This is a genomic window from Actinokineospora pegani, assembly GCF_009745975.1.
GTDB classification, from domain to species: Bacteria; Actinomycetota; Actinomycetes; order Mycobacteriales; family Pseudonocardiaceae; genus Actinokineospora; species Actinokineospora pegani.
In genome coordinates this window covers 78,590-91,130 of record NZ_WHOL01000064.1, presented here as the reverse complement: position 1 = coordinate 91,130, position 12,541 = coordinate 78,590, and the positions used below count along the sequence as shown (strand labels likewise).

Here is a 12,541-nt window from a genome sequence, read left to right as displayed (position 1 = left end):
CTTCGCAGGGAATGCGCGGCTGCAGGGTTTGCCGCACTCGATGAACGATATTGGCTCGGCGTGCCATCAGGAATAGACCAGAAGTGGGACCGCCGTTCACCTGCGACGATACGCTGTGAATATGGCAATGACTGGCAATGATGAATACTGGCAACTGGGACTGCGGAAATCGGACTCGCGTTGCCGCGTTCGACCTGCCGGTGATTCCTTTTTTCGGTGCGGAAACCGTGTTCTGCCCGTGTTGGCGCGCGCGGGCGGTCCTCGGGCGGGTCCACCCGGGTGGCGGCACGGCTTGGCGGATCCGGCACACTTTGTTCTCATTAGTCCAATCGGGTGGCTGCGGGAGCCTTCCGCCTACCGACGGTGTCAGACCACTGGCGTCATCCCACCCTTTCCCTCCGGAAGGCAGCGAACATGTCGACCCCGTACGGCCAAGACCCGCGCAGCGGCGCCTACAACCCCAACCCCGGCTGGGGCCCCGGCGCCGGCCCGCCGCCCGCGCCGCACATGACCGGGCAGCAGCCCGCGGTCGGCTTCCCGCCGTCGGACCCCAGCGGCTTCCCCGCGCAGGAGCCGCCCAGGAAGAGCGGCAGCGGCGCGCTCATCGCGCTCAGCGGCGTGGTCGTGCTCGCGCTCGCCGCCGCGGGGGTGTTCCTGTTCCTGTGGCTGGGCGCCAAGGGTGACGCCTCGGACCTCGCCGGGCGGCTCGACGCCAGGGGTGCGGAGATCAGCCAGGCGCAGGACGCGGCGACCAAGGCCGAGGACGCGGCCAAGAAGGCGGAGGAGGCGGCGAAGACGGCCGAGACGGAGAAGGCCTCCGCCCAGCGCTCGCTGGCCAGCGCCACCAAGTGCCGCGAGGCCGCCCGCGCGTTCATCGCCGCGGCCAGGGGGACCAACCAGGACGAGATCAACCGCACCGCCGACGGGATGCTGGCCGCCTGTTAGGCCGTCGAGGTGATCGTCAGCGGCGCCACGGTCGACCAGACTCGACCGCATGACCGAGCCGCTGACCCTGGACCCCGCGACGACCGCCGTGGTCCTCATCGAGTACCAGAACGACTTCACCACCGAGGGCGGCGTGCTGCACGACGCCGTCTCGGAGGTGATGGCGAAGACCGGCATGCTCGCCAACACCGTGGCGCTGGTCGAGGCCGCGCGCGCCGCCGGGGTGACGATCATGCACGCGCCGATCGCCTTCGCCGAGGGCTACCACGAGCTCTCCCGGCACCCCTACGGCATCCTCAAGGGCGTCGTCGACGGCGGCGCGTTCGTCCAGGGCGGGTGGGGCGCGCGGATCGTCGAGGACCTGGCGCCTCGGGCAGGCGACATCGTCGTGGAGGGCAAGCGCGGCCTGGACACCTTCGCCAGCACCAACCTCGACTTCATCCTGCGCGGCAAGGGCATCACCACCATCGTGCTCGGCGGGTTCCTGACCAACTGCTGCGTCGAGTCGACCATGCGCACCGGGTACGAGAACGGCTACCGGGTGATCACGCTGACCGACTGCCTCGCGGCCACCTCGGTGGCCGAGCACGACAACGCCCTGGCCCACGACTTCCCGATGTTCTCGCTGCCGGTGCCCTCCTCGGCCGTCATCAGCGCCCTGAGAGCCGCCTGACCAGGCGCCGCCCGCCCCCAGCGCTGCCCGAGGTGGTCGGAACCCGCGAGTGGCTCTCGGGCGCGCTCAGGCCTGTGCCTGCGCGGTCAGGCGGCGTGGTGCCGTCCCGCCGGGCGCAGGTGGCGGCCCGTGCCCGGCTGGTCGGCCGCGCCCGGGTCGGCCAGGGGCGGCTCGTCGGCGAGGTCGAGGCGGCGGGCGGTGTCCTCGGCGGCCTTGTCGCCGGGGGCCGGGTCGCGGAGGGCGCGGCGGAGGATGATCAGCAGCAGCCAGCCCGCGAGGACGAGGGCGTGGCCGAGGACCCGGCTCAGCGGGGCCGCGCCGGTGATCAGGTCGTGCGCGGAGTAGCCGAGCAGGACCACCACGAAGCCGGTGAGCACCGGCAGCAGGCCCGACGCGCCGCGCGGGCGCCAGGCCGCCCAGTAGAAGCCGATGCCCAGGGCCAGGTTCCACGCCGTGCTCTCGTTGAACAGGTGCAGCGACAGCGGTCCCCCGCCGTGCTCGCCGTGCGACGACGGGCCGGTGCCGAAAATCTGCGCCAGCGCCAGGCCGAGCTGCGCGACGGCGACGAGGCCGAGCAGCGTGCGGGGGACCAGGCCGGGGATGCGCGCCGGGAGCGGCGCCTCGTCCAGGATGCGGGCGGTCAGGTCCGGGACCCGGGGGACCGGCCGCACCCGCAGCAGGCGGGCGCTGCGCGCGGCCCGGGCCTGCCAGCCGCGGCAGGACTGGCACTCGGCCAGGTGGTCGTCCGTCCGCGCCTGCTCGACGGGCTCCGCCTCGCCGTCGAGCCGGGCCGAGAGGGCTTCGCGGCAGGTCAGGCAGTCCATACCTCTTATTGTCGCGGAAGTCAGGACTAAAGTTCCCCCGCCTGTTCGGTTACTCTCCCGGTTTGTGCGATCACGGGATGAGGAGATCACCGCTTGGGCGCTGGCCGCGGGCCGGGGCGACCGCCGCGCCCTCGAGTCGTTCATCCGCGCCACGCAGCGCGACGTGTGGCAGTTCACCGCCCACCTCGCCTCGGCCGACCTCGCCGACGACCTCACGCAGGAGACCTACCTGCGCGCCCTGCCCAGCCTGCCGCGCTTCGCCGCCAGGGCCACCGCGCGCACCTGGCTGCTGTCGATCGCCCGCCGCGTGGTCGTCGACAGCGTGCGCACCGCGATGGCGCGGCCCCGCCGCTCGGCGGCCGAGGACTGGGTGGCCGCCGCCGAGCAGCACCAAGCCCGCGACCACGCTTCCGGCTTCACCGACGTGGTCGAGCTCGGGGTGCTGCTCGACGGGCTCACGGAGGAGCGACGGGAGGCGCTGGTGCTGACCCAGGTCCTCGGGTTCTCCTACGCGGAGGCGGCGGAGGTCTGCGGGTGTCCCATCGGCACCGTGCGTTCCCGGGTCGCCCGTGCTCGTGATGACCTCCTCCGATCGGATGAGGCCCGTACGACTGGCGCGGGGTAGGCCGGCGAACGGACTCCTCGCCGGGGTGGGCGCGCTGCTCCGGGGGCGGAACAGGGGCGCGGGTGGGGTTGTCTCACCAGGTGATGGGGAGTGCCTCCAGGCCGCGCACCATGCGGCCTGACCGCCAGCGCAGGTCGGTGGTGGCGAGGGTGAACCCCGGGAGGCGGTCCAGGAGCGTGCCCAGGGCGATCCGCAGTTCGATCTTCGCGAGCTGGGCGGCCACGCAGTAGTGCGGGCCGTGGCCGAAGGCCAGGTGGGGTGGCTTGTCCCGGGTGATGTCCAGGTCGTCGGGGCGGTCGAAGACCCTGGGGTCGCGGTTGGCGGCGTCCATCTGCACCATCACGCACTCGCCCGCGGCGACCAGCACACCGCCCAGTTCGACGTCCGCCAGGGCGACGCGGGTGAAGCCCGCCGAGGTGACGATCGGGGTGAACCGCAGCAGTTCCTCCACCGCCCGGTCGAGCAGGCCCCGGTCCGCGCGCAGCGCCGCGAGCTGCTCGGGGTGGGTGAGCAGGTTGTAGGTGAAGTTGCCGATGTGGTTCGAGGTGGTGTCCAGGCCCGCGTAGAGCAGGGTGACACCGAGGACCACCAGTTCGTCCTCGCTGAGCCTGCCCTCGTTGTCCCTGGCCGAGACCAGCGCGCTGAGCAGGTCGTCCGCCGGGGTCTCGCGGCGCGTCGCCACCAGGTCGGCGAGGTAGGCCTTGAGCGCGTCGAAGGCCGCCTGGATCTCCTCGGCCGGGAACGCGGTGGTGGCCAGCGCGACGTCCACCCAGGCGGTGAAGCGGTCGTGGTCGGCGCGGGGGACGCCGAGCAGGCGGCAGGTCATCGCCACCGGCAGCGGTGTGCCCAGGCCGGAGACGACGTCGGCGGGTGGGCCCTCGTCGAGCATCCGGGAGACCAGCGCGTCGGCCACGTGCTGGGTCTGCTCGGCGAGCACGCGCAGCCTGCGCGGGGTGAACGCGGAGGAGACCAACCGGCGCAACCGGTTGTGCTCCGGCGGGTCCATCGTGTGCAGGGTGCTGTCGCGCAGCGGGCGCGGCGAGGTGCGGGGGACCTCGCGGCCCAGCAGCGCCGCCCGGCTGAACCGGGGGTCGTTGAGCACGGTGCGGACGTCCTCGTGCCCGGTGGCCAGCCACGCCTCGCCGCCGTAGGGCAGCCGGACGCGGCTCAGGGGCTCCGCCACCCGCAGCCGGGCGTACTCGGGCTCCAGGTCCAGCTCGTGTGGTTCGCGGAAGGGGTAGTCGTGCACCGGACAGCCTTGGGCGGTGGTCACCGGGCTCCCATCGGGGGTGGGGGTTCGCGGGATCATCGCAACGGTCGGGTGGGGGTGTGCGAAAGTTCCCCGGGTCCGGGAAGGTCCACAGCGGCCGGTGCCCGACCGGTCGGAACGAGGTGGTGTCGTGTCAGCCCAGACCCCCCAGCGCGAGTTGCCGAGCGACTGGCGGATGGCCAGGATGCTCGGCCCCGTGCTGGCCGCCTCGGCGCTGGGGCTGGTGCCCTACACCATCTTCAGCACCTACCTGGTGCCCATCGCCGCCGACGCCCAAGCCGACGTCGCGGTGGTCGGCGGCCTGCGCGGGCTGGGCGGCCTGGCGTCGCTGACCGCGGGGGCGCTGCTCGCGCCGCTGATCGACCGGGTGCCCCGGCCGGTCGCCGCCGCGGGCGGGCTGCTGGTGCTGGCGCTGGCCTCCGGGGTCGGCGCGCTCGGCGGGGTCGCCGCGCTGACGGTGTTCTGCCTGCTGGTCGGCGCCGGGCTCGCGATCACCCAGCCGGTGCTGGGCGCCGCGGCGGCCGACCGGTTCGACGACGACGCCGCCGCGGGCCGGGCCGCCACCCTGGTCACCGCCACCCAGTCGCTGACCGCGATGCTGGCCGCGCCGGTCGTGGCCCTGCCCGCCCTGCTGTGGGGGTGGCGCGGCGACTTCGTGATGGTCGCGGTGCTGTCGGTGCTGCTGGCCGCCGTGATCGTCCGGGGCCGGGGCGGCCGCGAGGTCGAGCGACCCGAGCGGGTCGGCTACCTGGCGTCGCTGCGGGCGCTGGCCACGGTGCCCGGCCTGACCCCGCTGCTGCTGGTCGCGCTGCTGCGGTCGACGGCGTTCATGGGCTACCTGGCCTACCTCGCCGCCTACTACGACCAGGTGTTCGGCATCGGCGCGGGCCCCTTCGCGCTGGTCTGGACGTTGAGCGGGACCGCGTTCTTCCTCGGCAACCTCGCGGGCGGCAAACTCGCCGCCGCCGACCGGCTCCGGGTCAGCCCGCGCGTGCTGATGCCGCTGTCGCTGACCGTCGGCGCGGTGGCCGTGGTGGTGCTGCTGACCGTTCCCGTGCTGTGGGTGGCGCTCCTGCTGACCGCCGTGCTCAGCGTCGCGCACGCCATCGCCGCCGCCTGCCTGATCACGCTGCTGGTGCGCCGGGCCGGGGCCCAGCGCGGGGCGGTGTTGAGCGTGACCTCGGCGGCGATGAGCGTCGGGACCTTCCTCGGCGCCTCGCTGGGCGGGCTCGGGCTCGCCGTCGCGGGCTACCCCGGCATGGCCGTCGCGCTGGGCGTCGCGACGGTGGGCGCCGCGGTCGCCGGGACCCGGGTCCGCGCCTGAGCGCCCGGCGAACTTGTCGAAAACCGTGATGTTTCCTGACTGACGGGGGATCCGCACGGCGAAAACCAGTACGCCGGAAAAAGCCCGACCCCTGGCGGGAACTGGGCTGTACCGCACACCGACCCATCTACCGAGTCGGATCTATGAGCGGAGCGGCATGGTTTGGTACGACGACGACGACCTCTGGGTCGACTTCGCGAGCGTGATGTTCCCCGCCCGCCGCGGCCAGGAGGCCGCGACCCTCGCGGACACCTCACCGCTGCTCAAGGTCGGCGCCGACACCAGGGTGCTCGACCTGGCCTGCGGTCCCGGCCTGCACGTCGTCGAGCTGGCCAGGCGCGGCGCGCGGGTGACCGGCGTCGACCTCAGCGCCGCCATGCTCGAGCGCGCCCGGGCGGCGGTGGCCGCGGCCGGGGTGTCGGCCGACCTGGTCAGGGCCGACATGCTCGACTACGTCGCGCCGGGCGAGTTCGACCTCGTCATCAACATGTTCACCTCGTTCGGCTACTTCACCGAGGCGGGCGACAACCTGACCGTGCTGCGCAACGCGCACGCCAGCCTGGCCCCCGGCGGCTCGCTCGTGCTCGACCTGCTGGGCAAGGAGGTGCTGGCGAGCTGGGTCGGGCGGCCGCAGGCGGTCGACGTCGAGGGCGGCACCGTGTTCATGCGCGACACGATCCTCGACGACTGGACCCGGCTGCGCACCGACTGGACGCTCGTCGCGGGGGAGGTGGTCAAGCGGAAGTCGATCCACTCGTTCATCTACAGCGCCGCGGAGATCCGGGCGCTGCTGCGCGAGGTCGGGTTCGCCACCGTCGAGTGCTTCGGCGACTGGGACCTGAGCCCCTACGACAACACCGCCCGCCGACTCATCGTGCGAGGAACCCGTGGCAACTGAGACCGCGCCGCCCGCCGCCGCGTTCCGCCTGCTGGCCGAGCCGGGCGAGGTCACCGCCAAGCAGCTCCCGCTCCCGATCATCCTCATCGGACTCACCGGCGCGCTGGCGCTGTCGGTCGTCGCCGGGATCGCGCTCGGCCCGGTCACCGTGGCCCTGCCCGACGTGCTGCGCTTGCTGGGCAAGGCGCTCACCGGCGGCACCATCCGCGCCGACGAGGTCATCGACTACGCCATCGTCTGGAACGTGCGCACCCCGCGCGTGCTGCTCGCCGCCGTGGTCGGCGCGGGGCTGAGCGCGGTGGGCGTGGCGGTGCAGGCGCTGGTGCGCAACGCGCTCGCCGACCCGTTCGTGCTGGGCATCTCCTCCGGCGCGTCGGTCGGCGCGACCGCCGTCGTGGTGTTCGGCCTGTTCGCCGGGCTGGGCGTGCTGGCGCTGTCGGCCGCGGCGTTCCTCGGGGCGCTGGGCGCGACCGCGCTGGTCTACCTCGCCGCGCGCAGCCGCTCCGGGCTGACGCCGCTGCGGCTGGTGCTCACCGGTGTCGCGCTGGCGTACGCGTTCCAGGCCGCGATGAGCGTGCTGGTGTTCCTCTCGCCCAACGGCCAGGCCGCGCAGACGGTGCTGTTCTGGCTGCTGGGCAGCCTGGGCTCGGCGTCGTGGGAGTCGCTGCCGCTGTGCACCGCGGGGGTCGTCATCGCGATCGTCCTGCTGCTGCGCCGCGGCACCGCGCTCGACGTGATGTCGATGGGCGACGAGACCGCGGCCAGCCTGGGCACCGACGCCGCCGCCCTGCGCCGCTGGCTGTTCCTGCTCACCGCCGTGGTCACCGGCCTGCTCGTCGCGGTCAGCGGGGCCATCGGCTTCGTCGGCCTGGTGCTGCCGCACGTCGTGCGGATGCTGGTGGGCTCCGGGCACCGCAGGCTGCTGGCCGTGGCCCCGCTCGCGGGCGCGGTGTTCCTGATCTGGGTCGACCTGCTGGCCCGCACCCTGGTCCCGCCGGAGGAGCTGCCGCTCGGTGTGATCACCGCGCTGATCGGCGTCCCGGTGTTCCTGTACGTCATGCGCACCCGCGGCTACGCGTTCGGAGGCAAGTGATGCCGGTCGAGCCGATGGGACTGCGGCTGCAGGACGTCTCGGTCGAGATCTCCGGGACGGTCCTGGTCGACAAGCTCTGCCTGGACGTGGGCGCGGGCGAGGTCGTGGGCCTGCTCGGCCCCAACGGCAGCGGCAAGTCCACCGCGCTGCGCTGCGTCTACCGCGCCCTCAAGCCCTCCGGCGGCGTGGTCTGGCTCGACGGCGACGACCTGTCCGAGAAGGGGATGCGCGACACGGCCAGGCAGATCGCCGCGCTCACCCAGGACAGCCGCGCCGAGCTGGACTTCACCGTCGAGGAGGTCGTCGCCCTCGGCCGCGCCCCGCACCAGGGCGGCAACCTGCGCCTCGACGCCCGCGAGCGGCGGCTGTGCCGCGACGCCCTGGCCCGGCTGGACATCACGCACCTGGCCGCGCGCAGCATCCTGACCCTCTCCGGCGGCGAGCGGCAGCGCGTGCTGCTGGCCCGCGCGCTGGTGCAGGAACCGGCCGTCCTGGTCCTGGACGAGCCGACGAACCACCTCGACATCCGCCACCAGGTCGAGCTGCTGGTGTTCCTGCGCGGCTGCGGACTCACGGTGATCACCGCCCTGCACGAGCTGAACCTCGCCGCAGCGGTGTGCCAGCGGATAGCCCTGCTGTGCAAGGGCGGCCTCGTCACCTGCGGCAAACCCGCGGAGGTGCTGACCCCCGACACCATCCGCTCGGTGTTCGGGGTCGAGGTCACCGTCGTCACCCACCCGGTGACCGGCGCCCCCCAGTTGCTCTTCGACCTCCCCGTCGACTCGAACACCGAGGAAATCCCCCTGTGAGCACCATGACCCTCCCCCGCCTCTCCGTGCTCGCCGCGGTCGCCGCCCTGCTCGTGGGCTGCGGCGCGACGGTCGAGCCGACCGCGGCCGGGCCCTCCGGCTCCACCTCCACCGCCGAAGTAACCAACTGCGGCCAGAAGGTCGACTACCCCACCCCGCAACGCGCCGTCGCCTACGACGTGTCCGGCGTCGAGAAGATGTTCGCGCTCGGCCTGGCGCCGAGGATGCGCGGCTACGTGATGAACTCCCTCGGCGACCCCTCGATCGCGGGCTCGGACTACAAGGACGACTACGCCGAGGTCGAGCGGCTGGGCAGCGGCCGCATCAGCCGGGAGGTCGTCGTCGGCGCCAAGGCCGACTGGGTGATCGCGGGCTGGAACGGGGGCTTCTCCGAGGCCCGCGGCATCACCCCGAAGCTGCTGGAGCAGGTCGGCGTCAACAGCTACGTGCACACCGAGACCTGCTGGGCCTTCCCCGACGGCGACAAGCAGCAGCCCGCCCCGCTGGAGGCCCTCTACACCGACCTGCTCAACCTCGGCGGGATCTTCGGCGTGCAGGACAGGGCCAAGTCCCTGGTCGAGGAGCTGCGCGGCCGCGCGGACAAGGTGCGCGAGAGCGCCCCGCCCGCCGACGAGCGGGCCCGGGTGTGGGTCTACGACTCGGGCAACGACCAGCCGTTCACCGCGGGCAAGCACGCCGCGCCCACCGATGTCATCGATGTGGCGGGCGGCAAGAACGCCTTCGCCGACCTGGAGAAGGGCTGGAGCACCGTGGGGTGGGAGTCGGTGGTCGAGGCCGACCCCGAGGTCATCATCGTCGTCGACTACGCCGACCAGCCCGCCACCGAGAAGATCAATTTCCTCAAGGCCCTGCCGCAGCTCGCCAACACGCCCGCGGTCAAGGAGAACCGGTTCCACGTCCTGTCCTACGGCGACATGGTCTCCGGCCCGCGCAACATCCGGGCGGCGGAGAGCATCGCCGGGTACCTGCGCTCGATCGGCCGGTGAGCGCCATGACAGTGCAGGCCCCCACCGCCGTGGTGCACGAGCACATCACCGACGCGATCAAGACCCCCTCGCTGATCCGCCTGTCGCCCAACACGGTGCTGGTGCGGTTCGAGACGCTCAAGGTCTACGCCGCCCTCGGCGCGGTCCGGCACCTGCTCGACGCCGGGATCATCCGCAAGGGGCAGACGCTCGTCGACAGCTCCAGCGGAATCTACGCGCTCGCGCTCGCCATGGCGTGCAACCGCTACGGCCTCAACTGCCACATCGTCGCCTCGACCACCGTCGACGCCACGATGCGCGCGCAGTTGGAGGTCCTGGGCGTGACCGTCGACCAGATGCCCCCGTCCGAGGACCTGCGCCTGGACCAGCGCGGCCGGGTCGCCAGGGTGCGCGAGCTGCTGGCCGCCCACCCGGACATGCACTGGATGCGCCAGTACCACGACCCGGTGCACTACCTGGGCTACTCCGAGCTGGCGGGCCTGCTGCGCGCCGCCCTGCCCGCCGGGCCGCTCACCGTGGTCGGCAGCGTCGGCACCGGCGCGTCCACCGGCGGCCTGGCCCAGGCGTTGCGCCGCGCGGACCCGGCCACCCGGCTGGTCGGCGTGCAGCCCTTCGGCAGCATCACCTTCGGCAGCGACCGGTTCACCGACCCGGACGCGATCATCGCGGGCATCGGCAGCGCCATCCCGTTCGGCAACGTCCGCCACGACCTCTACGACCGCGTGCACTGGATGAACTTCGAACACGCGCGCGCCGCCGCCGTGGGCCTGCTGCGCGAGCACGCCGTGTTCGCGGGCCTGTCCACCGGCGCCGCGCACCTGGCCGCCCGCTGGGAGGGCGGGCGCGACCCGGCCCGCACGCACGTGGTCATCGGCGCGGACACCGGCCACCGGTACGTGGCCAAGGTCTTCGCCGCGCACCGCGACGCGCTGGACCCGGCCGGGCTGGCCCCGGTGGAGATCGGCTCCCTGGACGAGCTGGCACCGCCCTGGTCCACAATGGACTGGCAGCGCCGCGGGCACGCCCACCCGGACCTCATCCCGGCCCAGGAGCGCGCCTCGTGACCATCGTGCTGCTGGAGGCGCTGACCTTCGGCCTGGGCAGGCTCGTCGACGCCGCGGCCGCCGCGGGCCACCGGCTGCGCCTGCTCACCGGCCACCGCTCGATCTACACCCACGAGCTGTCCCGCCTCCACCCCGACCAGCTCGACGTCGTCGACGTCGATACCGCCGACCCGGCCGCCTGCCTCGCCGCCCTGCGCGACGTCGACGACCTGGCCGGGCTGATCAGCTCCACCGACACCTGGGCCCTGCCCGGCGCGGAGCTGACCGCGGCCCTGGGCCTGCCCGGCCCCGACGCCGCCGCCGTGCGGGTGCTGCGCGACAAGGGCCAGGTCCGCACCCGCCTGCACGCCGCCGGACTGAGCCGCGGCCCCGCCACCACCGACCTGGGCCACCTGCCCGCCAGCGTCGGCCTGCCCCTGGTGGTCAAGGACTCGGCGGGCACCTCCTCGCGCGCGGTGTGGCTGTGCCGCGACGAGCCGGAACTGGCGGCGGCGCTGGCCGAGGCGGCGACGTCCCCGCTCAAGGGCCACCTGGTCGCCGAGCCGTACTTCGCGGGCCCGCTCTACAGCGCGGAGACGGTGACCTGGGCGGGGCAGACCCGGCTGCTGGGCGTGATGAGCAGGCAGATCTCCCCGGAACCCGCCCGCCGCGAGGAGGCGGCCGCCTTCCCGGTCGCCTTCACCGCCGCCGAGGCCGAGGGCCTGGGTGACTGGATCACCCGCGTCCTGGCGGTGGCGGGCCTGGCACAGGGCTTCGCCCACACCGAGTTCATCCTCACCGCGGACGGCCCGGAGGTGGTGGAGGTCAACGCCCGCATCGGCGGCGCGCTGGTCGGCGAGGCCCTGTGCCGATCCCTGTCCACCAACGTCTACGCCGCGATGGTGTCGATGGCCCTGGGCCAGCGCCCCGACCTGCTCGACGGCCCGGACCCCACCGGCCCGGCGTCGGGGTTCGTCCTGGTCTACCCGACCACGACGGGCGCGCTCGCGGGCTGGTCCGGCCTGGACCGCCTGCCGGGCTTCCCCGGCTCACCGCAGTGGTACCCCACGGCCTCCGTCGGCGACGTCGTCGACCAGTTGGCCGACCAGCGGGCGTGCACGGGCATCCTGCTGGCCGAGGGCCCCACGGCCGAGATCGCCCTGCACCGCGCCCAGGCGGCGGCGGGGACGATCGCGCCGCTGGTGTCGCCGGTCCGGGAGCCGGTTCCCGGCTGAGGTTCTCGGTTCGGGTCCCGGGGCGGGGCCCGAACCGCTTCCGGCCCGGGACCGGGTGGGACATGCGAAGGTATCCGCCATGCGGATGACCTGTTTCGTGTTCGGCGCCCTGAGCCTGCTCGTCTCGCTGGGGTTCTTCGTCCTCAGCCTGGTGGAGGCGGCCTACGGGGACGTGAGCAGCAGACCGGCCACGGTGGGGGTGTCGTCGTTCCGGGCGGTGCAGGAGGCGGCGCCCTCCGAGGACTTCGAGCTGTTCACGAAGCTGTCATCGCTCAACGCCGTCGCGCAGACGGCCGGGATCGCCGGGGTGGCGTGGATGGTCGGCGGGCTGGTGTTCACCGCGCCCGGCAAGAGGCAGGCAGGCCCGGCCCACCCGCCGCAGGGTCCCGCCCCGCAGCGGTGGCAGCCCACCCCGCCGCAGGGCCAGTACGGTGCCCAGCCCCCGCAGCAGCAGCCCAACCCGCAGACCGGCCCGACCCCGCAGCAGTCGCAGCACCCCCAAGGCACTCCGCCGCAGCAGCAGACGGGTCCGAACCCGCAGCAGTTCGGCGGGCAGGCCTGACGGCTGTGCCAAGGTGATCCACACGCGGATGACCTGCTTCGCCCTGGGGACGCTCAGCCTGCTGCTGCCCCTGGGCCTGTACCTCGTCAACCTCATCGACTCGCCGACCGTCGAGATGTCGAGGGGGACGAGGCAGCGCTCGCGTTCCACCCGCTGGGCAACCCCAAGGTCGAGGCCACCGCGCAGGGTGCGGCGCTCGCCGGGATCGGCTGGATGATCGGCGCGTTCGTCTT

Annotated in this window: 13 protein-coding genes; 11 read left to right on the top strand and 2 right to left on the bottom strand. The window is 73.4% G+C overall.

Annotation, left to right across the window (positions count from 1 at the left end):
* Positions 1-414: 414 nt before the first annotated feature.
* Both GCL84_RS08850 and GCL84_RS08845 read left to right on the top strand, forming a co-directional pair.
* Positions 415-945, top strand: coding sequence for a hypothetical protein (locus tag GCL84_RS08850; RefSeq protein WP_156754900.1), 531 nt, complete (start codon positions 415-417; stop codon positions 943-945).
* Between the two features lie 49 nt (positions 946-994).
* Positions 995-1,618 (top strand): cysteine hydrolase family protein, encoded by a 624-nt coding sequence (locus GCL84_RS08845; protein ID WP_156754899.1) that lies wholly within the window; start codon positions 995-997, stop codon positions 1,616-1,618.
* A gap of 86 nt (positions 1,619-1,704) precedes the next feature.
* On the opposite strand, the gene GCL84_RS08840 is transcribed toward GCL84_RS08845, so the two are convergent.
* Entirely contained in the window at positions 1,705-2,442 is a 738-nt protein-coding gene (locus GCL84_RS08840; RefSeq protein ID WP_197523112.1) for a zf-HC2 domain-containing protein, read from the bottom strand.
* A 64-nt stretch (positions 2,443-2,506) separates the two neighbouring features.
* On the opposite strand from GCL84_RS08840, the gene GCL84_RS08835 reads away from it, so the two are divergent.
* Complete coding sequence (locus GCL84_RS08835; protein WP_235926096.1) at positions 2,507-3,067, top strand: sigma-70 family RNA polymerase sigma factor; 561 nt, start codon at positions 2,507-2,509, stop codon at positions 3,065-3,067.
* 73 nt (positions 3,068-3,140) lie between these two features.
* Here the strand turns inward: GCL84_RS08835 and GCL84_RS08830 are convergent, their stop codons facing one another.
* Positions 3,141-4,316 (bottom strand): cytochrome P450, encoded by a 1,176-nt coding sequence (locus GCL84_RS08830; protein WP_235926095.1) that lies wholly within the window; start codon positions 4,314-4,316, stop codon positions 3,141-3,143.
* Between the two features lie 151 nt (positions 4,317-4,467).
* Between GCL84_RS08830 and GCL84_RS08825 the strand changes: the two genes are divergently transcribed.
* The 8 genes from GCL84_RS08825 (at position 4,468) to GCL84_RS08790 (ending at position 12,308) form a co-directional block, all read left to right on the top strand.
* Positions 4,468-5,661, top strand: coding sequence for an MFS transporter (locus GCL84_RS08825; protein ID WP_235926094.1), 1,194 nt, complete (start codon positions 4,468-4,470; stop codon positions 5,659-5,661).
* Positions 5,662-5,818: 157 nt separating this feature from the next.
* Positions 5,819-6,559 carry a class I SAM-dependent methyltransferase gene (locus GCL84_RS08820; protein ID WP_156754896.1) on the top strand — a complete coding sequence of 247 codons (741 nt, stop codon included), beginning with the start codon at positions 5,819-5,821 and terminating at the stop codon, positions 6,557-6,559.
* Positions 6,560-6,635: 76 nt separating this feature from the next.
* A complete protein-coding gene (locus GCL84_RS08815; RefSeq protein ID WP_197523120.1) occupies positions 6,636-7,652 on the top strand; it encodes a FecCD family ABC transporter permease in 1,017 nt (338 codons plus the stop codon).
* The gene (locus GCL84_RS08810) at positions 7,652-8,461 is read left to right on the top strand and encodes an ABC transporter ATP-binding protein (protein ID WP_456236893.1); all 810 of its coding nucleotides are present in this window, start codon (positions 7,652-7,654) and stop codon (positions 8,459-8,461) included. The genes GCL84_RS08815 and GCL84_RS08810 overlap by 1 nt, the downstream gene beginning before the upstream one ends.
* A 5-nt stretch (positions 8,462-8,466) precedes the next feature.
* A complete protein-coding gene (locus tag GCL84_RS08805) occupies positions 8,467-9,468 on the top strand; it encodes an ABC transporter substrate-binding protein (protein ID WP_156754973.1) in 1,002 nt (333 codons plus the stop codon).
* Between the two features lie 5 nt (positions 9,469-9,473).
* Positions 9,474-10,532, top strand: coding sequence for a pyridoxal-phosphate dependent enzyme (locus tag GCL84_RS08800; protein ID WP_235926105.1), 1,059 nt, complete (start codon positions 9,474-9,476; stop codon positions 10,530-10,532).
* Positions 10,529-11,746: an ATP-grasp domain-containing protein gene (locus GCL84_RS08795; RefSeq protein WP_156754894.1), complete on the top strand. Its 1,218-nt coding sequence runs from the start codon at positions 10,529-10,531 to the stop codon at positions 11,744-11,746. Before GCL84_RS08800 ends, GCL84_RS08795 begins: the two co-directional genes overlap by 4 nt.
* A 79-nt stretch (positions 11,747-11,825) precedes the next feature.
* Positions 11,826-12,308: a hypothetical protein gene (locus GCL84_RS08790; RefSeq protein WP_156754893.1), complete on the top strand. Its 483-nt coding sequence runs from the start codon at positions 11,826-11,828 to the stop codon at positions 12,306-12,308.
* Positions 12,309-12,541 lie beyond the last annotated feature (233 nt).